At 52.4% G+C, this 21,234-nt stretch carries 17 protein-coding genes; 2 read left to right on the plus strand and 15 right to left on the minus strand.

Features of this window, described 5'->3' with window-relative positions; all coding sequences use genetic code 11:
- Positions 1 to 18: 18 nt before the first annotated feature.
- The gene (locus GQY55_RS15835; protein ID WP_236575650.1) at positions 19 to 1,563 is read left to right on the plus strand and encodes a DHA2 family efflux MFS transporter permease subunit; all 1,545 of its coding nucleotides are present in this window, start codon (positions 19 to 21) and stop codon (positions 1,561 to 1,563) included.
- Between the two features lie 63 nt (positions 1,564 to 1,626).
- Here GQY55_RS15835 and GQY55_RS15840 read toward each other — a convergent pair whose 3' ends face one another.
- Positions 1,627 to 2,883 carry an alkaline phosphatase gene (locus tag GQY55_RS15840; RefSeq protein ID WP_160042848.1) on the minus strand — a complete coding sequence of 419 codons (1,257 nt, stop codon included), beginning with the start codon at positions 2,881 to 2,883 and terminating at the stop codon, positions 1,627 to 1,629.
- Between the two features lie 253 nt (positions 2,884 to 3,136).
- On the opposite strand from GQY55_RS15840, the gene fumC reads away from it, so the two are divergent.
- Positions 3,137 to 4,525, plus strand: coding sequence for a class II fumarate hydratase (fumC, locus tag GQY55_RS15845; protein WP_160042849.1), 1,389 nt, complete (start codon positions 3,137 to 3,139; stop codon positions 4,523 to 4,525).
- 562 nt (positions 4,526 to 5,087) lie between these two features.
- Here fumC and GQY55_RS15850 read toward each other — a convergent pair.
- The 14 genes from GQY55_RS15850 to GQY55_RS15915 form a co-directional block, all read right to left on the minus strand.
- Positions 5,088 to 5,885, minus strand: a complete 798-nt coding sequence (locus tag GQY55_RS15850) for a hypothetical protein (protein WP_160042850.1) — start codon at positions 5,883 to 5,885, stop codon at positions 5,088 to 5,090.
- A 122-nt stretch (positions 5,886 to 6,007) separates the two neighbouring features.
- Positions 6,008 to 6,985 (minus strand): hypothetical protein, encoded by a 978-nt coding sequence (locus GQY55_RS15855; RefSeq protein ID WP_236575651.1) that lies wholly within the window; start codon positions 6,983 to 6,985, stop codon positions 6,008 to 6,010.
- Complete coding sequence (locus GQY55_RS15860) at positions 6,946 to 7,527, minus strand: RNA polymerase sigma factor (RefSeq protein WP_160042852.1); 582 nt, start codon at positions 7,525 to 7,527, stop codon at positions 6,946 to 6,948. Before GQY55_RS15860 ends, GQY55_RS15855 begins: the two co-directional genes overlap by 40 nt.
- Before the next feature lie 272 nt (positions 7,528 to 7,799).
- A complete protein-coding gene (locus GQY55_RS15865) occupies positions 7,800 to 9,020 on the minus strand; it encodes an MFS transporter (RefSeq protein ID WP_160042853.1) in 1,221 nt (406 codons plus the stop codon).
- A 162-nt stretch (positions 9,021 to 9,182) separates the two neighbouring features.
- A complete protein-coding gene (locus GQY55_RS15870; protein ID WP_160042854.1) occupies positions 9,183 to 9,770 on the minus strand; it encodes a TetR/AcrR family transcriptional regulator in 588 nt (195 codons plus the stop codon).
- 373 nt (positions 9,771 to 10,143) lie between these two features.
- Positions 10,144 to 10,299 carry a hypothetical protein gene (locus GQY55_RS15875; protein ID WP_160042855.1) on the minus strand — a complete coding sequence of 52 codons (156 nt, stop codon included), beginning with the start codon at positions 10,297 to 10,299 and terminating at the stop codon, positions 10,144 to 10,146.
- A gap of 154 nt (positions 10,300 to 10,453) precedes the next feature.
- Positions 10,454 to 12,217 (minus strand): thiol reductant ABC exporter subunit CydC, encoded by a 1,764-nt coding sequence (gene cydC / locus GQY55_RS15880; protein WP_160042856.1) that lies wholly within the window; start codon positions 12,215 to 12,217, stop codon positions 10,454 to 10,456.
- The gene (gene cydD, locus GQY55_RS15885) at positions 12,214 to 13,953 is read right to left on the minus strand and encodes a thiol reductant ABC exporter subunit CydD (RefSeq protein WP_160042857.1); all 1,740 of its coding nucleotides are present in this window, start codon (positions 13,951 to 13,953) and stop codon (positions 12,214 to 12,216) included. Before cydD ends, cydC begins: the two co-directional genes overlap by 4 nt.
- On the minus strand, positions 13,953 to 14,972 hold the full coding sequence (gene cydB / locus GQY55_RS15890; protein WP_160042858.1) for a cytochrome d ubiquinol oxidase subunit II: 1,020 nt from the start codon (positions 14,970 to 14,972) through the stop codon (positions 13,953 to 13,955). Before cydB ends, cydD begins: the two co-directional genes overlap by 1 nt.
- Positions 14,959 to 16,365, minus strand: a complete 1,407-nt coding sequence (locus GQY55_RS15895; RefSeq protein WP_160042859.1) for a cytochrome ubiquinol oxidase subunit I — start codon at positions 16,363 to 16,365, stop codon at positions 14,959 to 14,961. Before GQY55_RS15895 ends, cydB begins: the two co-directional genes overlap by 14 nt.
- 348 nt (positions 16,366 to 16,713) lie before the next feature.
- Positions 16,714 to 17,199 (minus strand): hypothetical protein, encoded by a 486-nt coding sequence (locus tag GQY55_RS15900; protein WP_160042860.1) that lies wholly within the window; start codon positions 17,197 to 17,199, stop codon positions 16,714 to 16,716.
- Positions 17,200 to 17,335: 136 nt separating this feature from the next.
- The gene (locus GQY55_RS15905) at positions 17,336 to 18,976 is read right to left on the minus strand and encodes a hypothetical protein (protein ID WP_160042861.1); all 1,641 of its coding nucleotides are present in this window, start codon (positions 18,974 to 18,976) and stop codon (positions 17,336 to 17,338) included.
- Between the two features lie 3 nt (positions 18,977 to 18,979).
- On the minus strand, positions 18,980 to 19,723 hold the full coding sequence (locus tag GQY55_RS15910; protein ID WP_160043086.1) for an ABC transporter ATP-binding protein: 744 nt from the start codon (positions 19,721 to 19,723) through the stop codon (positions 18,980 to 18,982).
- Positions 19,724 to 19,998: 275 nt separating this feature from the next.
- Positions 19,999 to 21,015, minus strand: coding sequence for a S66 family peptidase (locus tag GQY55_RS15915; protein ID WP_160042862.1), 1,017 nt, complete (start codon positions 21,013 to 21,015; stop codon positions 19,999 to 20,001).
- Between the last annotated feature and the right edge of the window lie 219 nt (positions 21,016 to 21,234).

The following is a 21,234-nucleotide window of genomic DNA, read 5'->3' on the forward strand; positions in this document are numbered from 1 at the left end:
CGAGGGGGCATGCCTGCCATGGCAAATGCTAGAGAATTTCATATGGGCCGAACGCTCACCGTCCTGCTGCTGGGAGCTTTCGTCTCCATTTTGAACCAGACGCTTCTGAACGTGGCCATCCCCCACTTGATGAATGAGTTCAACGTTTCGGCCACGACCGTCCAGTGGCTCTCCACCGCTTACATGCTCGTCAACGGCGTGCTTGTGCCGGTTACGGCGTTTCTGATCGAATCGTACGGAACACGCGCCCTGTTCATGTCGGCGATGGGGCTGTTTACCGCCGGAGCAGTCATATGCGCCATCAGCAACACGTTTGTCATTATGCTGATCGGGCGGATCATTCAGGCCAGCGGCGCCGGGATTATCATGCCTGTCGTCATGAACGTGTTTTTGACCGTTTTTCCGCCGGAAAAAAGGGGAACCGCGATGGGTACGATGGGGATCGCCATGATGTTCGCCCCTGCGATCGGGCCGACGCTTTCGGGGTGGATCGTCGAGCATTACACATGGCGCATTTTGTTCATCATGGTGATTCCGCTTGCGGTGCTGGACATTTTGTTTGCTTTCCGGTGGCTGACGAACGTCAACAAACTCACCAAGCCGAAGTTCGATTTCTGGGGAGTCGTCTTCTCGACGCTCGGTTTCGGCGTACTGCTTTACGGCTTCAGCTCGGCGGGGGACAAGGGCTGGACAAGCGCGATCGTGCTTGGCTCCATGTTCGTCGGGCTCGTCTTCATCGCTTTGTTTGTCGTGCGCGAGCTCAACATGAAAGTTCCGATGCTTGATTTCCGGGTGTTTCAGTATGATATCTTTACGTTTTCCACCATTATCGGCGGGTTGGTCAACATGGCCATGTTCGGCGCGATGCTCTTGCTTCCGATCTATTTGCAAAACATCCGCGGATTCACTCCGCTTCAGTCCGGTCTTCTGCTTCTGCCGGGCGCTTTATTGATGGGCGTCATGTCGCCGATTTCCGGGGCCATTTTCGACAAAACCGGGGCGCGGCCGCTGGCGATCTTCGGCCTCCTTATTACGGCGCTGATGACGTTCGAGTTCAGCAAGCTGACCTCGGACACCACCTTTCCGCATCTGATGCTGCTGTACACGATCCGCAGCTTCGGCATGTCGCTGATCATGATGTCGGTGCAGACCGAAGGCCTGAACCAGCTTCCTCCCCGGCTTGGGGCCCACGGCACGGCCATGTCCAATACGATGCGGCAGGTGGCGGGTTCCATCGGAACGGCGCTGCTCGTGACGGTCATGTCTACCCGCACGACGATTCACGTTGAGCAGGCCGCGGAACTGTATACGCCCAACAATCCGTTTATGACCGAAAACCTGGCCGAGGTCAGTCAAAGCATCGCCGCTTCCGCCGGGGTTCCGACAGAAACGGGATACGCGCTGGCACTGCAAAGCGTCATTGGCGTCGTGACCGAAAAGGCGACCATCGAAGGCATTAATGACGCTTTTATCGTCGCAACCTGGATCGCCATTATCGCATTGGTGTTGTCCTTTTTCCTTCGCCGGGCGCGGAAGGCCAAAAGAGCCAAACCCGCGAAATAGACGAAACGAAAAATCCGCCCTTTTTAATAAAGAGCGGATTTTTTGGTGTTTCGAAAGATTTTTTTATTTTTTCACGCCCCAGGCTTTCAGGATCGCGTCATGCACGTACGTGTTTTCGTGAACGCCCGTAAAGAGCTCCGCGCCGCTTCCCATCGCCGTCAACGGGATGTCCACGCCGGTATGTCCGGAAGTCGTCCAATCGACGTAAAACTGCTCTTTCGACCCGAAGATGCTGAACGGTCCGTCCTCTTTCGAAATGCCGTCGCCGGATTCGTCCTTGTCGTCGACCGGCTCCAGCGAAAAGCCGCCTGTTTCATGGTCGGCCAGCACCAGCACGAGCGTGTCCGGATGTTTTTTCGCGAATTCTTTGGCGACGCCCACCGCTTTGTCCAGCTCCTGCCCGGCTTTGATCGTCAGCTTCGCATTGTTTTCATGCGCCATTTCATCGGTTCCTTCCTCTTCAACCATCAGGAAAAAGCCTTTTTTGTTGGAGGAGAGCGTATCAAGCGCTTTTTGCGTCATATCCTTGAGCGAAACGACCGGGTTGTACACATCCCCTTCGCCTTCCGGTTTTTGCTGGAACATCTCTTCATTGGCGAACAGGCCGAGAATTTTGCCGTTTTTCGCTTTTTGCAGCTCTTCCTTGCTCGTTACATATTGGTAACCCAGTTTTTTCGCATGCTCGACGAGATTGCCTTCCGTTCCTTTGCTTTCTTCGCTTGGATCCTCCGCCGGATGGTCCGGGAATTTGCCGGGATTGCCTGCAGGGTACCAGAAATCTTCGCCCCCGCCCAGCAGCACGTCGACTTTGCTGTTATCCAGATACTGCTTGGCGATTTTGCTTTGCTGCGAGCGGTCTTCGACATGGGCGCCAAACGCGGCCGGCGTGGCGTCGGTGATTTGGCTTGTCGTCACCAACCCCGTGGATTTGCCGAGGCCTTTCGCCACTTCCAGCAGCGTTTTGACCGGTTTTTTGTTGGCATCGACGCCTACCGCTCCGTTATACGTTTTGACGCCGCTGGCAATCGCCGTTCCCGCAGCGGCCGAATCGGTCACCGCAACCGTGGAATGCGTGCGCAAAAACGCCGAATAAGGCATATCGTCCATCTGCAGCTTGCCGTTCAACCCGACCGTGTTCAGGCGGATGGCATCGCGCTGCGCCGCTCCCATGCCGTCCCCGACGAACAAAATGACGTTTTTCGCTTTGGCGAGCGTCGCGGCGTTCCCTTTGGCTTGGACGACTCCCCCGGAAATCACCAAACTGGCTGCCGCCGTCAGGCATAAAGCGGCTTGTACGATACTGCGTTTCTTTTTGCTCATCCCAATTCCTCCTTTATATCGGTCCTTCTTGAAGCAAGTATAGAGGGCAACTATGAAAAGAAATGAGGAGTAATGTAAACGCTATGTTTAATTGTTTTTCGTTTCGCGGCACTTTCTTTTTTTCGATTTCAATGAGGCGGAAGATTATGATATATTTCATATGGAGACAGGTCGGTTTCTTTCGGCCGGGTTGGCCTGGAAATGCGCCTTGGAAACGAATATGAACTCACGAGTGGTGAAGGAGGAAATGCAAGTGGAATTCAGAATCGAAAAAGACACCATCGGCGAAATTAAAGTTCCCGCGGATAAGCTGTGGGCAGCCCAAACGCAGCGGAGCTTTGAAAATTTCAAAATCGGTACGGAGAAAATGCCGCTGGAGCTGATCCGCGAATTTGCGATCCTGAAAAAAAGCGCGGCTCTCGCCAATAAAGAGCTTGGAAAGCTGAACGCCGAAAAAGCCGATGCCATCATCGCGGCGGCCGATGAGGTGATCGAAGGCAAACTGAACGAACACTTCCCGCTGGCCGTATGGCAAACCGGAAGCGGCACCCAGTCCAACATGAACGTCAATGAGGTCATCGCGAACCGCGCCAACCAAATGCTGCAGGAAAAAGGCAGCGAGCAGCGCGTGCACCCGAACGATGACGTCAACAAATCGCAAAGCTCGAACGACACGTTTCCGACCGCGATGCATATTGCGGCCCTGATCGCCGTCGAGGATCAAGTCCTCCCTGCGATCGCAAAGCTGAAGGAAACGTTCCGCGAGAAAAGCGAAGCTTATATGGATATTATCAAAATCGGCAGAACGCATTTGCAGGACGCCACTCCGCTTACGCTCGGACAGGAAATCAGCGGCTGGCACCGGATGCTGGAAAAAAGCGAAGGCATGATCCGCGCAAGCATCGAATCGCTGCGTGAGTTGGCCATCGGCGGAACCGCGGTCGGCACGGGCATCAATGCGCATCCGAAATTCGGCGACATGACGGCGGCCAACATCAGCAAGCTGACGGGCAAAACGTTCACCTCCGCCGCAAACAAATTCCATGCCCTCACCAGCCATGACGAGCTCGTGTATGTTCACGGCGCGCTGAAAGCGCTTGCCGCCGATCTCATGAAAATCGCCAACGACGTGCGCTGGCTGGCCAGCGGTCCGCGCTGCGGCATCGGGGAACTCACCATTCCGGCCAACGAACCGGGAAGCTCCATCATGCCGGGCAAAGTGAATCCGACCCAAAGCGAAGCGATGACGATGGTCGTCTGCCAGGTGATGGGCAACGATGCGGCGATCGGTTTTGCCGCCAGCCAAGGCAATTTCGAGCTGAACGTGTTTAAGCCGGTTATCATCTATAACTTCTTGCAGTCGGCGCGTTTGCTGGCCGATGCCATGGTATCCTTCAACGACCACTGCGCGGTTGGCATCGAACCGAACCGTGCCGTGATCGATCGCAACCTGAACCAGTCCCTGATGCTGGTGACGGCGCTGAACCCGCATATCGGCTACGAAAATGCCGCAGCGGTTGCCAAACTGGCACATAAAGAAGGGCTGACCCTGAAAGAAGCGGCCCTGAAGAGCAACCTGCTCACCGAAGAGCAGTTTGACGCCGTCGTGCGTCCGGAGCAAATGATTCATCCGAAAGAATAATGTTATATTTGCGAGGCGTGCATCGCTTGCTATGATTAATAAGGAGCCGTTCCAAAAGTCAGATGACCCCGGGCGGCTCCTTTGTCTGTTATAATTCTTGGTAAACTGGAAATACGATACACCATTTACGAAAGGAACGGTATTTTGTTATGACTTGATGTATACGACTAAGAACATCCGTTAGCATCTGACTTGTCATGAAAGAACTTAACTATAGGTGTTAGAGTGTACCAAGATAGTAGTACATTAATACAAAAATGAGAATAAAGGTTAGAACCGCCCCTAATACATTTTGTTTATGTGTGCTTTTATTGTTTTTTAAATTTTTGAGGAAATTAAGAATTTATTAGTATTAATCAAAGCTCCTTTTATTATACTCCGGAAAAGAAATTCCAATGATTGGAATCTCCAATAATCGCTAACGATAGCAGGGGCGTGACCTCCTTCTGAATTAAAAACTTTGATCAAAAAAGGCAGCTCGTCGACCGAGCTGCCTTTTTTTCTGTACATTCTAACCCTTTTCTATATACGCATTGCTTTTAGCATGCCATTACAGAACAGATTATTTCTTCACCATGCTTTTAGCGAAGTTGATGACATCCGTTTTCGCATTCTTGGCCGAAATCGAATAGTGCACCTGGTTTGCTGAATCCGTCCAATCTAAGTGATCCCTCCCATTTAACTCCGTTGTGTAAGTACATTCAACGCCATTGATTCCGAGGGTTTCCGTTTTTTGATCGGGATTGGAGCCTGGCACAGGTGTGCCGCCTATAGGATCCGAGGGCTTCACAAATGACGCGACCACGGACACCTCTACTTTGTTTTTCACGAACGTAAGAACGGCACTGGATTCTTCGACGACCTCCAAAGGCTTGGTGTACAAGATTTTCTTTCCTTGTGCTGCTTGTTCTTTCAATTCTTTATCCAATTTCTCGTATAATGCCGATGTTGGATCCGGATTTTGGGGATATAAGAATCCAGCTTTGAATGTATAACCTTTTGGTAAAGATGCGGGCTTCGCGAGTGAAGGCGCGTTTATGTTCTTGATTTTGGCCAAATAATCGTTGTATTTCTGGAACACAAAACCTCTCCCTGCAAATGAGATCCGATCGGACGGGTTAAGCTTTAAATCCTTCACATAATAAGCGATGACTTGGCCTGGCTTAAGACTTGCGTACAGCTTATCAATCTGATCTTGTACAGTTGCGGGCTTTGGATCTGCCTTGATCATGGAAACAGCGACTTTATTATTCAAGTCTTTTGGCGATACTGACGAAGTCGAGGCGTATGCACTGACCGTTCCTGCAATGCTCATGACTGCTACAAGTGAAATAACGGTTTTCAATTTCGTTCCTAACATGTAAATTCGTGCTCCTTTCGGCCGCAAGGCCTTGCATATTTGATTTGATTACATAACATATAACAACCAGTTAGCCAGAAAAGGGACACTTTTTTACATTTGCGAAATTATTTTCCACTCGTTCATTCACCCATGATTCCGGCTGCAATTTTGGCGAATTCTTCTTTGGGCAGCGGGTCCCTCGCATCATCCGTGATGTTATATAATACATGTCCGGTCGCGTCAAGCCACGTTAATCTGCGATGATAGGATGCGGCTGAACCCGATTCAGTCGATGAAAGGAGCATCTCCTTTCCGTTTACCGTTAGTTTCTCGGCATTTCCGGAAGGAACCTGAACGGTTGAATCCGTGGGCTTGGAGAAAGCGATGATGTTGATCCGATAGTCTCCTTTGCGATATCGAATCATTGACGATGCCCCTTTCGTTGGAGGAATCATTTTATAGAATAACGCTTTCTCATTCGGAGATTTCTCCGCCATCGCCTTCAGTTCTGCGAGAAGTTGTTTATATTCAGGTGTTCCCACGAAAGGTTCAGGTTTGGCTTGAATGCTGCCGGTGTCAAATAAATACCCTTCCGGCATATAGGTTGGCTCTCGTAATTGGGGCGTATCCGTGGCCTGCATTTCTTTGGCAAATTCATCATAACTGCGGTGCATATACGGGACATACAGGAAATGAACCGGGTCCAGCGTCTCCGCCGCCTGAATTTGTTTGTCCTTGATATAATAAGCAGCCATCTCGCCAGGCTTCAATTTCTTCTTCAGCTCTGCTTCATACTTGTTCAATATATTTATGTAATAGTTTGCGTAAGGGTTTGATTGCTCCGCAATCGAAGTGATGACGATCTTTCCTTCATGGTTTCTAATTTCAATAAATCTGGCGCCCGCGTATACGGTAATGGACGAGAGCAGGACCACAGCGCAAAATGAGGCGACAAGAACCATCCGCGGGCGAGCACCTGAACGCTGAGAAGAGTTTTTTCCCTCGTATTGATAAATTCTGCTCATTACAGCTGATGTAACGTCGATTTGATCATGACTTTCCGTGCGTTCCATGTTTCTCAGAGCTTGATCTTGACCAGACTCTCCCCTGTCTTGCATCCCTTCTCACCTTCCTTCTCATTGATCAGCCGGATTACTTTTTGTTTTAATCGCGTATTTTTTTTCTTCACCGCATCCGTGCTTTTACCGAGAATGTCTGCAATCTCGGCGAAAGTTTTCTCTTCAAAAACTCTTAGAATCAGAATACTTCGCTCATCCGCCGACAGCCTGGACAGGGCATGTTCAAGCGGTGGACTGAACCATTGATGGTCGAGCTTTTGCTCCGCGCTTTCGGTGAACGTTGCAGGTTTAAAAAGTCGATATACTTGATCACGGATACGGCGCTTACGAAGCATATTAAGGCAGTGATGATAGGCAATTTTATACAACCATGATGAGAACGTGGCCCTCGACTCGTACAAATCAAGCTTCGTGTAGGCCTTGAATAAAATATCTTGAACCGCGTCTTGCGCATCTTGCTTACACCCGAGCATTCGCCTGCAGTATACATAGATTTGTTGTTGGTACATTTCTACAATCGGTCGAAAAGCTTCCCGATCACCTGCTTTCACCCGACTGACAAACTCCTCTGCTGAGTCCAACTCAGAGTTCACCCCCATGTCTCTATTTATCTGTTATAACACTTCAGATTGCTTAAAAGGGACATTTGAATTTTTTTGAATTGATATTTTTTGGAGCTAACACTCCTAAGAAGGAGGCTGTTCGAGGAGCTATAGAACAAAATGGGCTGCCTATAAGGGCAGCCCTATGATTAGAATTAATTCACATAAAATTCTGTATTCACGACGCCCCATCGACCAAAGCGCTCTGAATCATTCCGTGCTATACGTTCCGGCGGCTCGTCGCCACGGGGTTACGCAGATACGCTTCGGCTCTTCCCCGTCAGCGGCTTCCCGTTTCGATTGGCGTAATATCGGGCGAACTTCACGGAATAGGCCAGCACGTAAACAACCAGCAAGGAAGCAAGAATATTCAGGACGATCAGCGACACGTTCATGTCGAAGAAATAGGTCAGCACGCCGGTGCCGACGACCGGAACGATGAATCCCGAATATCCGGCGAAATAAAAGGTCGAAACGACCTTCGACCGGGCTTCCGGATTCGGCAGCTCCCCGGCCAGGCGCAAACTGACCTGGAACGTCCACCCGCTGCCGAGCGCCTGAATCAAAACGCCAGCCCAGAGCAATCCGATGCTTCCTGTCGAACCCGAAAAGACGACCAGCCAGGCGCCAAGCGACAGCAATGCAATGCCGAGGCGCAGACGGTGGACCGGATGTTTGACGAACGGCAGCAGTTGCAGCATTGCTCCTCCACCGAGCAGCAGCAAAATCAGCAGCCCGGATACCGACAAGTTCGACGAATGAAGGACGCTTTTCACAAACGAAGGAATCAGTGACAGGATGATGCCGTTCAGCGTAAACAACGTAAAGATCGGCAGCGCGCTGAAGGACCAGAAAGGGCTCCGTATTTCATCGGGAACCCCGAGGGAAATCGGTGCCGGAGGCGTATTGGCAAGTTGTTTGCGTGCTTCGAAGTCCCGGTCTTTTAACGTTTCAAACGTGATCAGCCCGCTAAGCAAAAACAATGTCAAAATCCAAAACGGCACCCTCAGCGGCATGAGGTGAAGATATTGAATGACGAGCCCGGTAATGGCCGGCCCCAGGCCGAAGCCGACGGATACCGTTATTCCCGACAACGCTAATGCTTTGCCCGTTTGCTCCTTCGGAGTCTGCTTTAGCAGAAAGGCTACGGCCGTTCCCGTAAAGGTGCCATACGCGATGCCTTCGAGAATTCTGGCGGCATAAACCAGCCATGCCTGCTGGCTCACCATAAAAACAAGCGTGGCGATGATGGATAACCACACGCTGAAGCGCAAAACTCTTTTAAGCCCCCACCTGCTCCCTTTGGATCCGGAAATGAGCAGGGACGGAAGCAAAAACAACGCATAAACCGCAAATAAAACGGTGATTTGCAGACTATTCAATCGATAGTGCTCCTGGTAAAGCGGAAATAAGGGCGAAGTAAACGTAGCCCCGATGGACATCATCAAAAACACCCATAACATGCGTTTCATTGGATCTTCTCCTTTTTTGGAATCATCGTTCAAGAAAATAGGGAAAGAAAACCGTCTATCAACGTATTTTGAAATGACAGACGTATTTTCACAAACATTTAAAACAGCGTCATGACGGAAAAAATAATACTTGAACGATAATTCAAGAAATGATTAAAAAAATTAGAACACAGTAGAAATTGTTACCTTGACAAAATCCTCCAATACGCTGCGGTCAGCCGCGCTCCGGGCCATGACATGCAAGCCTTGTTTGGCCCCTGTCAAAAAACGCGCCAATTCACGGGGGCTGTTTTTGCTCTTCAGACAGCCTTTTTTCTGCGCACGCATCAGATAGCTGAAAAACAAAGATTCCGAGTTCGTGTAATACGCCTCCAGACGGCGCGCCACATTCGGCACGTACGCCACCGGTCCGAGCGTCGTATTCGTCATCAGGCAGCCACGCCCGCGCGCCGCGTTGTTCATCGACACGTCGATGACTTTAGAGAAAAAACGCTCCAGTTGCTCGCGCGGCGAATCGCTGTCCTCTTTTAAAATATAATTATAATTTTCGTCGGCCCGCAAGCTAAACCGGTCAAGGCAGGCTAAAAACAGCTCGTGTTTATCCCCGAACGTATCGTAAAGGCTGCCCCGATGGATGCCCAGATGATCGCATAAATCCTGGATGGAGGTGCTTTCGTAGCCCTTTTCCCAAAACAGGTCGAGCGCCTGGTCGACGGCTTTTTCCTGGTCGAACTCTTTATGTCTGCCCATGGCATTGCCCTCCTTTTCGTGTCTTATACTATAATTTTTCTTGAACGATAAGTCAAGTATGGGACATGGGTAAAATAGATGAGGATTTTGCAAAAATCCAAAAAGCGACTTTCAATCAGCAATATATAGAGCGAAACGGTCTAGTTCGTCTATATATTGTACCCGGAAGCGGCAGGAATCGAATTTTGCAAAATCCTGAGATAAATGGGCTGCATCAAGAGCGGAAGCCAAAAGACTGCACCAACAAGCAAAGGATGTCCCGACGAGTCATAGACCCGAAAGACACCCCTTGCAGTCGCGATATCGTATGTTTAAGTAAACCATGAGTTAAACGGCTGTCAGCCTACAATTTGTCCATGAAGCTTGCCGCTAACTAATCGGATTGCTTCCCGCCGAACGCCTCTTTCGCGTCCTCGACCATTTCCTTCGCAAATTCCTCTCTTTGCTCGTCAGGCGCCGGCATTTTGTTCAGCTCGGTTCTTTGCACTTCATATTTGCTTGGCTCTTGGGAATTATTGTTGTCCACCATTCGATCGCACCTCCTTTGCATGCCATTTCAACCATTTATAGGATGTGCGAATATTGCGATTTTATTCAAGATCCGCATCTACTCCTCGTCAGCCGCAACATGCCGGGCGTGCAAAAAAGGCCATGCCGCATTCTTGCGACCTGACCTTTCTCGTCTACCACCCAATCTCCGGCCGGTCAAGCCGGTACAATCGGCGGTACCGCTCCGATGCCGCCATCAGCTCCGCATGGGAACCCCTCATTTCGATGCGGCCGTTCTCCATAAAAATGATTTCATCCATCTGCTCGGCACCCATCAAATGATGCGTCACCCAGATGAGCGTTTTGCCCTTCATCGTTTCCAGAATCGTTGCAAGCAGATCCCGTTCCGTACGCGGATCAAGCCCCACCGTCGGTTCATCCAGGATGACCACCGGATTGTCCTGCAGCAGCACCCTGGCCAGCGCGATCCGCTGGCGCTCGCCGCCGGAGAAACGCTGCCCGGTTTCGTGCATCGGCGTCCGGTAGCCAAGCGGCAGCGATTCGATCAGACGGTCCAGCTTCACCTGCGCCGCCGCGCGCCGGATCTCCTCGTCGGTCGCATCCCGGTCGCCGAGGCGGATGTTGTTCGCTACCGTCGTATCGAACAGATGCGGGTTTTGGTTCAGCACCGAAACCACCTGCGGCATCGCGTCGCCAATGGCGCAAGCTTCCGTCCCGTTCAGACGGACGCTGCCCGACGTCGGCGCCAAAGCTCCTTCGATCAGCTTCAGCAGCGTCGATTTGCCGGCGCCGCTGCGCCCGATGACGGCGATCCGTTTGCCTTGCGGCAGGTCCAGGGAAATATCCTGCAGCGCCCAAGGGGAATGGTCGTCATAACGGTAACACAGGTTCTGTACATTTAGATGAACATCCCGTGTGCCTCCCCCTTCGAGGCCGCCGACTTGCGCCGTCGTATCTGTACCGTCTTCGCTGCCAACTTCCCTCGATTGCCGGCTAATCTCTCCCAGGCGCTGCAAAGAGCTCTGATAGCCCGGGATTTTTTCGATCGCCTCGGACACCGGCAGAAACGCATCCATCATCGGGAACACGACAAGCGCGAACGCGGCGATCAGCACGGCCGTGATATGTCCGGCGGCGTATTCCCCGGCGGACCAGACCACCATCGAAATCACACAAAGGCCAACCACGACTTGCCCGATCAGCTGCCGCCAGCGCGCCCAGCTTCTCAGCTGGCCGTCCACCTTGGCCGCCTCCTGTGCCGCCGCTTCGTATGCAGTCAAAAACTGCCGCTCTCTCCCGCTGATGACCCAATCGCTCATGCCAAGCACGGCGTCGGTCAGCTTGGCGTACAGCCCGCTGCGCTGCTTTTTCGCCAAACGGCTTTTAGCTTTGGTGATGAGCAGCGACACCCATGGCAGCACGGCGATCAACACCAAAATGTACAGCGCCATCATCAAAGCAAAACGAAGGTCGAACCGTCCCAAAGCCGCGATCGAGCCGATATACAGCACAAGCGCCGCCACGCTAGGAAATACCGTCCGCAGGTAAACGTCCTGCAAATATTCGATATCGTCGGCGAGCACGCCAAGCACGTCCCCGGTCCGGAACCGGGAGGACAGAAACAAAGCTTGCGGCTCCAGCACGCGGTACAGCCGGGTCCGCATCCGCGACACGATCCGCAGCACGGCGTCATGGCTGACCAGGCGTTCCACGTAATGCACGACCGCGCGCCCGATCCCGAAGGTGCGCACGAGCACGATCGGCACGTACACCATCAAAATGTTTTCCGGCCGCAGCGCCGCTTTGGAAATGAGGAAACCCGAGGTGAACATCAGCATCGCCGCGGCCAGGAGCGTAAGACAGCTAAGGGCGATAATGACGAGAAACCGTCCGAAGTACGCCCGAAAATACGGACGAAGCCAGCTTTCTTCTCTCAATGGACTCCCTCCCGTTGCGATTCAATCAGTTCATAATAGGCTCCCTTGCGGGAAAGCAGCTCCTCGTGGGTTCCGATTTCAGCCAGCTGCCCACCTTCCAGCACGATAATCAAATCCATGTCCGGCATCCAATGCAGGCGATGCGTCGCCAAAAATACCAGCTTCCCTTCAAACAGCGGCAGCATCGTCTGCTTCAACTCATATTCCGTCTCGATATCGAGATGCGCCGTCGGTTCATCCAGCAGAATGACGGGCCGCTCGCTTAAAAAAGCCCGGGCCAGCGCCACGCGCTGCCCCTGCCCTCCGCTTAACTGGCGCCCGCCTCCGCCGATGGTCTCTTGCACGCCATGCGGCAGGCTCTGCGCCAGCTCCTTCAGCCCGGCCGCCGCCACTGCGCGCTCCACATCCGAGTCGGGCGCATCCGGCGCATAAAATCGGATATTGTCCGCAAGCGTACCGCTAAAAATAAAAGGATGCTGCGGAATATACGTGATCCGCTTTCTCCATTCCGCCAGCGACGACGAATCCAACCGCCGGCCATCCACCGCCATGAACCCTTCGGAAGGCTTCAGAAATCCGCCAAGCACATCGATCAGCGAGGATTTGCCTGCGCCGCTGGCGCCGATGATCCCGATTTTGCCCATCCCCTGCAAATCGAGCGATACATTCTGCAGCGAATGCGGCCCCTCCTGCTGATGCCTCACGCCCACATTCGATAAGATCAGGCGGCTGTTCGCCGTCCAGTGCAATTCGCTCTTTTCCCGGCCGGTTTTCACATCATCCGCATCTTCATTAAGCGGCTCGTCGATGATGCTGCGCATCGCGGCTCCGGCTTCCTTGCCGTCCAGCGTGGCATGGAAATCCGCGCCCACCATCCGCACAGGCAAAAAATACTCCGGCGCCAAAATAAGCACCGTCAGCCCGGTCACCAGCGCCAGATCGCCGCTGATCAGCCGCAAGCCCAGCCCGACGGCCACGACCGCCACCGACAGCATCGTAAAAAAGTCGAGCGAAAAAGAAGACAGGAACGCCACGCGCAGGGTACGCATCGTCGCCGACCGGTACCGGTCGCTGACCCGTGCGACGCTGCCGATATGCTCCCGGCTTTGCCCGAGCAGCTTCAGCGTCTCGAGCCCGCGCAGCGAGTCGACGAAGTGGTTGGACAGCGTGCGGTACGTGTCCATCTGCTTTTCCGTCGTTTTGCGCGCAGCCAGCCCGACCAGGATCAAAAACGCGATCAAAATCGGCATCGACAGGATCAGAATGATCCCCGAAGTGATATCCTGCAAAAAAATGTACGCCAGGATGATCCACGGGATGAGCGCCATCCCGGCCATCCGCGGCACGATCAGCTCCAGATAGTTGCGGAACTTCGACGTTCCTTCCAGAATGAGCGTGACGAGATTGCCCGTTCCCTCCTGCCTCGCGAACCTCGGCCCAAGCTGGAACAGCTTCTCCATCACCTGCTGCCGCAGGTCGGCCCCGGTACGTTCGGCGAAGGCATAACTCATTTTTTGCTGAATGAAACCGATGATGTGCCGGACCAGGAATGCCCCCAGAAACATCATCAATTTGTTGTATTGACCATGAAGCGGTTCGCCGGCAAAAAGGGCGGAGAGAGCCTCCGCCAGCCATCTTGCCAGCAGGATGATCGACAGGCTTTGTGCAAGCGTTAACGCCAACGAGGCGGCAAGAATTGGCTTTATCCCTTTATAGCCGAGCAAATTCCGATCCATTAATATTCCAAATGCCCTTTCTCGTGAACCCGTTTATGGAAAACAAAATAGCTCCAGATTTGATAGCCGAGCACGAAAGGCAGCAGGGATAAAGCCACGATCGTCATTACTTTCAGCGAATAATGTCCGGAGGCCGCATTGTCCACCGTCAGGTTAAAGGCCGCATCGATCGAACTGATCATGACGTTCGGGAACAATCCGATGAAAAACGTCGCGATCGCCAGCGCGATCACCGCGCCCGTCATGCCAAACGCCCAGCCGTCTTTTTTCTTGCCGGAAAATACGACCGCCAGCGCAAACGCGACGGCCAAAGCAGCCAATACGGCAATCAGGATGCCGCCGCGCGCTTCAAAAATGCCGGTGTTGAAATACGTCAGCGTAAAGAAAGCGACAACCAGCACCGCCAGCGGAACCATCAGGCTGCGGGCCATGCGGCGCGCGCGCTGCTGAAGGTCGCCCGTTACCCGCAGCGTCGCAAACAGCAAGCCATGCACGAGGCAAAGCACGACCATCGTCGAACCGCCGACAACGGAATAGAAATTCACGATATCGCCGAAAAACGAAGCTTTCATTTCCATCGCCCGGTCGATCGGCAAGCCTTGAATCAAATCGGCGAACACGACGCCCAGCAGAAGCGGCGGCAGCAGGCTGCCGATCAGGATGACGATGTCCCATGTTTTTTTCCAGGAAGCCTTCTCCACCTTGCCCCGGTATTCAAAGGCGACTCCCCGCCCGATGAGCGCAAGCAGAAGCAGGACAAGCGGCGTATAAAATCCGCTGAACAGCGTGGCGTACCAGTTCGGGAAAGCCGCGAACATCGCGCCTCCGGCCGTCAGCAGCCACACCTCGTTGGCATCCCAGAACGGGCCGATGGAATTGATCAGCACCCGGCGTTCGGTATCGTTTTTCGCCAAAACGCCCGTCGCCATCCCGATGCCGAAATCAAAGCCCTCGAGGAAAAAGAACCCCGTGAACAGCACCGCGACGAGCACGAACCACAGCTCATTAAGAGATAGCATGGCGGTATTCCTCCTTATCAAATGGATCGCTGGACGTTTCCGCCGGCGTCTCGGCGGCGTACGGTCCTTTTTTGATGACGCGGATAAACAGGTAGACCATAACGACGGCCAATACGGCATAGATGCCGGTAAATGCGATCAGGGAAAACAGCACCTGGCCTGCGGTTACGCTCGGCGATACGCCGTCCGCGGTCGTCATCAGTCCGAATACCGTCCATGGCTGGCGGCCGATTTCCGTCATAATCCAGCCCGAAGTGTTGGCGATGATCGGCAGCGAAATGGCAAATACCATAAGGCGCAGGAACCATTTGTTCCGGTTCTCCAGCTTTTTGCGCGCCGCCAAATACACCCCGTACATGCTGAGCAAAATGAGCAGCGAACCGCTGGCCACCATCACGCGGAAACTCCAGAAAGTCGTGCGCACCGGCGGAATATAGTCGCCCGGGCCGTACTGCTGCTCATATTGGGCCTGCAGTTCTTTCATGCCCTGCACTTCCCCTGAAAATTTGCTGTACGACAAAAAGCTGAGCAGGTAAGGGATCTGGAACTCTGCGGTATTTTTCTGATTTTTCGTATCGATGAACGCCGTCACCGTCCAAGGCGCAGGGTCGCCGCTGTTTTCCCACAGCGCTTCGGTTGCGGCCATTTTCATCGGTTGGGTTTTAACCAGGTATTGGGCCTGCTGGTGACCGACAAGCGCCACGCCGATCGAAGAAACGAGACCGATGACGGTCGCAATGACGAACGATTTTTTGAAAAACTGCACATCTTTTTTCTTGAGCAGCTTATACGCGCTGACGCCGGCAACCAGGAACGCGCCCGTCATAAACGCGGCCAAAATCGTGTGCGGAAACTCAAGCAGCAGCTGGCCGTTTTTGATCAGCGCGAAAAAGTCGTTCATTTCGGCCCGGCCGTTGTTGATCGTAAAACCGACAGGGCGCTGCATGAAGGAGTTGGCCGCCAAAATCCAGAACGCCGACATAATCGTCCCGATGGCAACCAGCCAGATGCAAAGCGCATGCACTTTTTTCGAAAGCCGTTCCCAGCCGAAAATCCAAAGTCCGATAAACGTCGATTCCATGAAAAAGGCGAGCAGCGCCTCAACCGCCAGCGGAGCGCCGAACACGTCGCCGACGAACCGGGAATACGACGACCAGTTCATGCCGAACTGGAATTCCTGAAGAATGCCGGTGACGACGCCGATCGCGAAGTTGATCAGGAACAGCTTGCCCCAGAACTTCGCCATATGTTTGTACTCTTCCTTGCCTTTGACGACGTACATCGTCTCCATGATCGCGATCATGAACGCCAGACCGATGGACACGGGGACGAAGAAAAAGTGAAAAATCGTCGTTGCCGCAAACTGAATCCGCGACAGCATAATTACGTCCATTGTTCTTCCCTCTTTCTAATAGTTTTCAGTTCGAACCCTTGGGCGATGGATATACCCCATCCATTTGCTCCCTTAAAGATGCTGCAAACTTTCTTCAATCGTTCCCGATTGAAAAATCTCTTCTTCCTGTATTCTGGCAGACCGTCGTCATTCTAAATGTGATTTATGTCACAACCACAGGTCCAAAAGACCTAATATGTGAATTATGTCACAAAATATTAAAAATTTTAGACTTCGAACCAAACAAAAGGGACTCTCCCAAGCCCATACGGCCCGAAAAAAGTCCCCTAAAATTCGATATTTCCTCTATGTCTTCACCCGAACGACGGGCGTTTCGCGCAGATCCTGCTAGTCCCTCGCTACGTAATATTTGTTGGTCATGTACCAGGCATCGCCTTTGTCCGTAGCCACTTTGCCCTTTTTCTTGTCCAAAAACACGATCTCGTTGCATTTGGAACAATACCATTTGGTCGTGTAGTACTGGGAATAGGTCGTATAGGTCGTGCCGCATTTGCAGTCGACTTTGAAGTACACGCGGTTCTCTTCGTACGCTTTGGACAGCTGCTCGGTATTATCCGATTCCGCCTGGCGGTTGCCCACCGGCTTCAGCACTTCGGCGTAGTTGGAAAAACGGTTATGCACTTTGAAATCCGCAACCAGCTCTGGATTGAGGCCGAAAAACTCCTTACCAATAGCCGTGATGAATTTCGCGTCGGTACGATAGCACTCGATCCATTCCTGAATTTGCTTATTCGATAAAGGTACAGTTCCTTTAATGCCACTATTCAAGGTGTAGGTCATGATGGTCAGGTTCTCATTGTCTTCATAGAACATTAATTCAGAAACCTCCTTATGATTTCATCTATTAATGTACTACTTCTTTGAACCATAATCAAAGTGTGAAATATAGGCAGGAAAGTGCAAATGTTTTTCTTGGAAAAAAGACCGGGTAATTTTACCTATAAGGTACTTAAGACGCAGGCAGCTCGCGGAAAGCCAGCTTCCAAGCAACCAGATTAAGGATGAGCAGCAGGAGCATGTATAAATACTCTCCGTACGGTAAAAATGTAAAGCCAAAATGCGCACCCGCGAAGACGCCAAGCAGCACTATAAGCCCAAAAATAACAAACCCGCCGCCGGACTGGGCGTTCTGAAACGGCCTCGAAAACGGCAGCCCTTTTTCTAACGCCATAAAGCTGACGACCACATACAGCAGCACCCCGAGCAAAATGACGATGAGTTCCGGAATAATTCTCGCGCCAAAAATGATCAGGAAAATGACGGCCTGCAAAATGAATACCGGAGCGAACAGCCGGACGACCATCGCCTTCAGCGCTCCTTTATAGACGGAGGCGACGTCCGTTAACGGCGCGGTCTGATAAATCCATGCCCCTTTATAGTTGCCCGAGAATTTGAGCATCATGATGATGCTTGGGATCATAAGCCCGCAGAAGTACAAAAACAAATACCCTTTGCCCATTCGCATGGCGGCAAAACCGCCCTCCGAGCGCAGCATATTAAACATGAAAATAAACGGAAATATGATGGAAAAGCCGAGCTGCGGATAGACTTTGAGCTTAAAGTCCCGTTCCCGGCCCATCATATCCCAGGAAAAGCGGAAAAAGAGCCTCTCAATCCGGCTCCGGCAAAAGAGCCTGCCCAGCCCTTCCTGCAGGCGGAAACGGCTTGTATTGCCCCGCCCGTGATGGCTGGCGAGCTTCTGCAAATTCCGTTCGAATGAAGGCATCAACAGCGAATACAATCCCCAGGCGGCCGCCGTCCCGACGACCGAAAGGACGGAAAAGACGATGACCAGCGGCGACTTCCCTTCGCCAAGCAGCCATTCGAACGGGGAGGCGAACCAAGCCGGAAATATGAAAATCTCCCACCATTGCGGCCTAAACGCAACCTTCAAATCGATGACGCTGAACAATCTGGAGATAAACTGATACCCTACAGTCATAACGATCGTCAGCCCGATCTGAACGTAATTGATGATGTCCTTCAGCTTCTCCCCGTCGAAAAAGCGCAGTACAAGCCAGTAAAGCGCCGCCGTCAGCGCGACGATAAAAAAGTCCATCAGCACGATTTCCACAAGGAAAAGTAGGAAAAACAAGACGCCGTGCTTGAATAACCCGACCAGAAGCGGCACCACGGTCAACGATCCGGTCAACAGCAGCAGGTAAATCATCACGTGAAGCATTTTGGCCATACTGATCGTGCGGCGCTGCACCGGCTTGGAAAACAAAATGTTCCGGTCGCGCACGTCCAGCATTACGGATGAAAAGTCGGAGATCATGGATGTCGTGATCATGAACATCAGGATGCCGAACACCAGGCTCATCTGAAACATGTAATTCGTCTTCATGACGATAAACGGCACCAAGATGACGCTGATAATGACGTAAATCCACAGCGACTTGATAAATTGGTTGGACTGCTTGTCAGGGTCGGCATTTTTGGAGGATTTCTGAATAAGCGTCGGCACCCTGCGGCCGTCCATCAACAGCTTGACCTCCAAGATGCGGCGCATCATTTCGTAGTCGATCCCGGATCTTTCGAACAGCCCCCGCAGCGGATCCAGAATTTGCAGCCATTTCACGCTACCCATCCGCTACACCTCCTGAACGATCGACACGAACGAAGACGCCACATCCTTGTATTCGTGAAATCCGGTCAAATCATTAAAAATTTGCTCCAGCGACCGTTCATGCGACTGCTCCCGCAGCTCCTCGAAGCTGCCGTCGGCGACGATCCGCCCCCCGTTAAGCAGCAAAATGCGGCTGCTGATCTTCTCGACGACGTCCATAATATGCGAGGAATAAAAAATCGTTTTGCCTTCGGCCGCCAGCGCCGCCAAAATCTCTTTTACGATCATGACGCTGTTGGCGTCCAGGCCGCTCAAAGGCTCATCAAGAAACAGAATGTCCGGGTTGTGCAGCAAGCTGGAAATCAGAAGCACCTTTTGCCGCATCCCTTTGCTGAACGAAGAAATCCGGTCGAAATAAACCTCTTCGAGCCCGAATTTGGCCATCAGCCGTCTCGCCTTGTGATCCGCTTTTCGCTGCGCGAGCCCGTACAGCTCCCCGACAAACACCAAATACTCCTGTGCGGTCAAGCTGTCGTACAGTTCCGCCACTTCTGGCACATAACCGATGCGCCGCTTGTATTCGATGTCCCCGTCCGCGATGTCCCTGCCAAAAATCCGCACCTCGCCCCGGTACCCTTCGACCAGACCCAGCATGATTTTGACCGTCGTGCTTTTGCCCGCGCCGTTCGGGCCGATATAACCGATGATTTGCCCCTTATGCACGTCCAGATCGATGCCCTGCAAAATCGGCTTGCTTCCATAACTCATTTCCAGATTGCGGATCGATATGACCGGCTCCTGCCGATTTCCCGCCGTTTCAATCAATTCGTATCACTCCCTTGTTGCTGCTATATGTATTTTAAAAACTTATAGATGCGAGCGGCTGCCTTGGTTATGGACCGTTCTTCCAAATAATAGCACATAATCCAGATCAACATGTCGGTTGAAAAGATATTTTTCCGGCAGTTCCGGCTCAGCCGATAAAAAAACTCCGACGAACAAGTTGGTTGCTCATCGGAGTCTTTACCTCAAATATATCCCTTTCAAGGCCTAAAATGCTGTACAACCTTCCCTCGCCCAGCTTCCACTTCAACCTCTGCGTATGCGCCGTTGATGAAGGTGATCTGCGGAGGCACATGGCCGCAGTCGATGTCATGAATGACAGGCAACTGCAGTTCTTCCGCAAGCTCGCGGTATACATCCTCGGCGGTGTAATTTTCGACCGGACGGTTGGCCGGACTTCGTCCGAACATCAGGCCGGAACAATGATCGAACCAACCCGCCAGCTTCATCTGCACCAGCGACCGGCGCAAATCGGCCGTATTCAGCTCGCAATTTTCGAGATACCACAAAATCGGTTCCCCGCCGATCCGCTCCTGCTGAAAAGTGCGGACATCGCCAAACGGCGTGCCGATCAAATGCCGGATCACGTCGACGCAGCCGCCGAGCAGGCGGCCCTGAACATGAACCTTGCCGCCGGTTACCGTTTTCCAATCGGTCGGTTTCGTCAAATGAAAGATGCATGGCACCGGATTGGCATGGTCCCATTCTTTCTGAAACTTTGGCGACGAATGCTGCACAACCGATTCCCCGGTTTTCGTCGACAGCACGGTGCGCCACATTGCCGTCGTCTCGTCGGAATATTCGCCCCTCAAATCCACCAGATTCGTGCCATGGGCGGTGGCCAAGCCTGTTTTTAACGTCACGGCAAGCAGCAGCACGCTAATGTCCGAATAACCGAGCATCCATTTTTCCGGCAGCTTCTCCAAATCGAGATGCTCCAGAATCTCAACCAGCAGCTCCCCGCCCCAAGGCGGCACGATCAGGTCAACCCCCTCGTCCCGTATCATCCGGTTCAGCTCGGCGGCGCGTACCTTGGCGGGAGCGGACTTTGCTTTGTTTTGCGTCCATACGGTTTCCCCGGTTATGACCCGAAAGCCATCCTTCTCCAAACGCCGGGTCGCTTCCCGAATCAAACCATGCATGGTTTCCTCCATGCCGGACGAAGGCGCAGTCGTGCCGATGACGGCCCCTTCTTTTAAAATGGGATAACGTATCATTGCCGGTCCCCCCGTTTTCGAGTGTACTTATTAAGGTAATGATAAATGAGATACGCAGCCATCATCAATAACGAGAAAACGAGCAAGCACCAAAACACGTTAAGAACGATCGGAGGGGTAAATTCCGCCAGGAAGTAGACAACAAAAACCAAAATCATATAGACCCCGAAAAATAAGGAGATTCTTTTGTAAAAATTCATCACCGGTTCACCTCCAGCC

This window comes from Paenibacillus sp. USDA918EY (assembly GCF_009870825.1).
In the GTDB taxonomy this organism is placed as follows: domain Bacteria; phylum Bacillota; class Bacilli; order Paenibacillales; family Paenibacillaceae; genus Paenibacillus_AQ; species Paenibacillus_AQ albilobatus.

Coding starts and splice junctions, on each gene's coding strand:
- GQY55_RS15835 (WP_236575650.1), top strand. CDS start 19: ATGGCAAATGCTAGAGAATTTCATATGGGCCGAACGCTCACCGTCCTG.
- GQY55_RS15840 (WP_160042848.1), bottom strand. CDS start 2,883: ATGAGCAAAAAGAAACGCAGTATCGTACAAGCCGCTTTATGCCTGACG.
- GQY55_RS15850 (WP_160042850.1), bottom strand. CDS start 5,885: ATGTTAGGAACGAAATTGAAAACCGTTATTTCACTTGTAGCAGTCATG.
- GQY55_RS15855 (WP_236575651.1), bottom strand. CDS start 6,985: ATGCAAGACAGGGGAGAGTCTGGTCAAGATCAAGCTCTGAGAAACATG.
- GQY55_RS15865 (WP_160042853.1), bottom strand. CDS start 9,020: ATGAAACGCATGTTATGGGTGTTTTTGATGATGTCCATCGGGGCTACG.
- GQY55_RS15870 (WP_160042854.1), bottom strand. CDS start 9,770: ATGGGCAGACATAAAGAGTTCGACCAGGAAAAAGCCGTCGACCAGGCG.
- GQY55_RS15875 (WP_160042855.1), bottom strand. CDS start 10,299: ATGGTGGACAACAATAATTCCCAAGAGCCAAGCAAATATGAAGTGCAA.
- cydD (WP_160042857.1), bottom strand. CDS start 13,953: ATGGATCGGAATTTGCTCGGCTATAAAGGGATAAAGCCAATTCTTGCC.
- cydB (WP_160042858.1), bottom strand. CDS start 14,972: ATGCTATCTCTTAATGAGCTGTGGTTCGTGCTCGTCGCGGTGCTGTTC.
- GQY55_RS15895 (WP_160042859.1), bottom strand. CDS start 16,365: ATGGACGTAATTATGCTGTCGCGGATTCAGTTTGCGGCAACGACGATT.
- GQY55_RS15900 (WP_160042860.1), bottom strand. CDS start 17,199: ATGTTCTATGAAGACAATGAGAACCTGACCATCATGACCTACACCTTG.
- GQY55_RS15905 (WP_160042861.1), bottom strand. CDS start 18,976: ATGGGTAGCGTGAAATGGCTGCAAATTCTGGATCCGCTGCGGGGGCTG.
- GQY55_RS15910 (WP_160043086.1), bottom strand. CDS start 19,723: ATGAGTTATGGAAGCAAGCCGATTTTGCAGGGCATCGATCTGGACGTG.
- GQY55_RS15915 (WP_160042862.1), bottom strand. CDS start 21,015: ATGATACGTTATCCCATTTTAAAAGAAGGGGCCGTCATCGGCACGACT.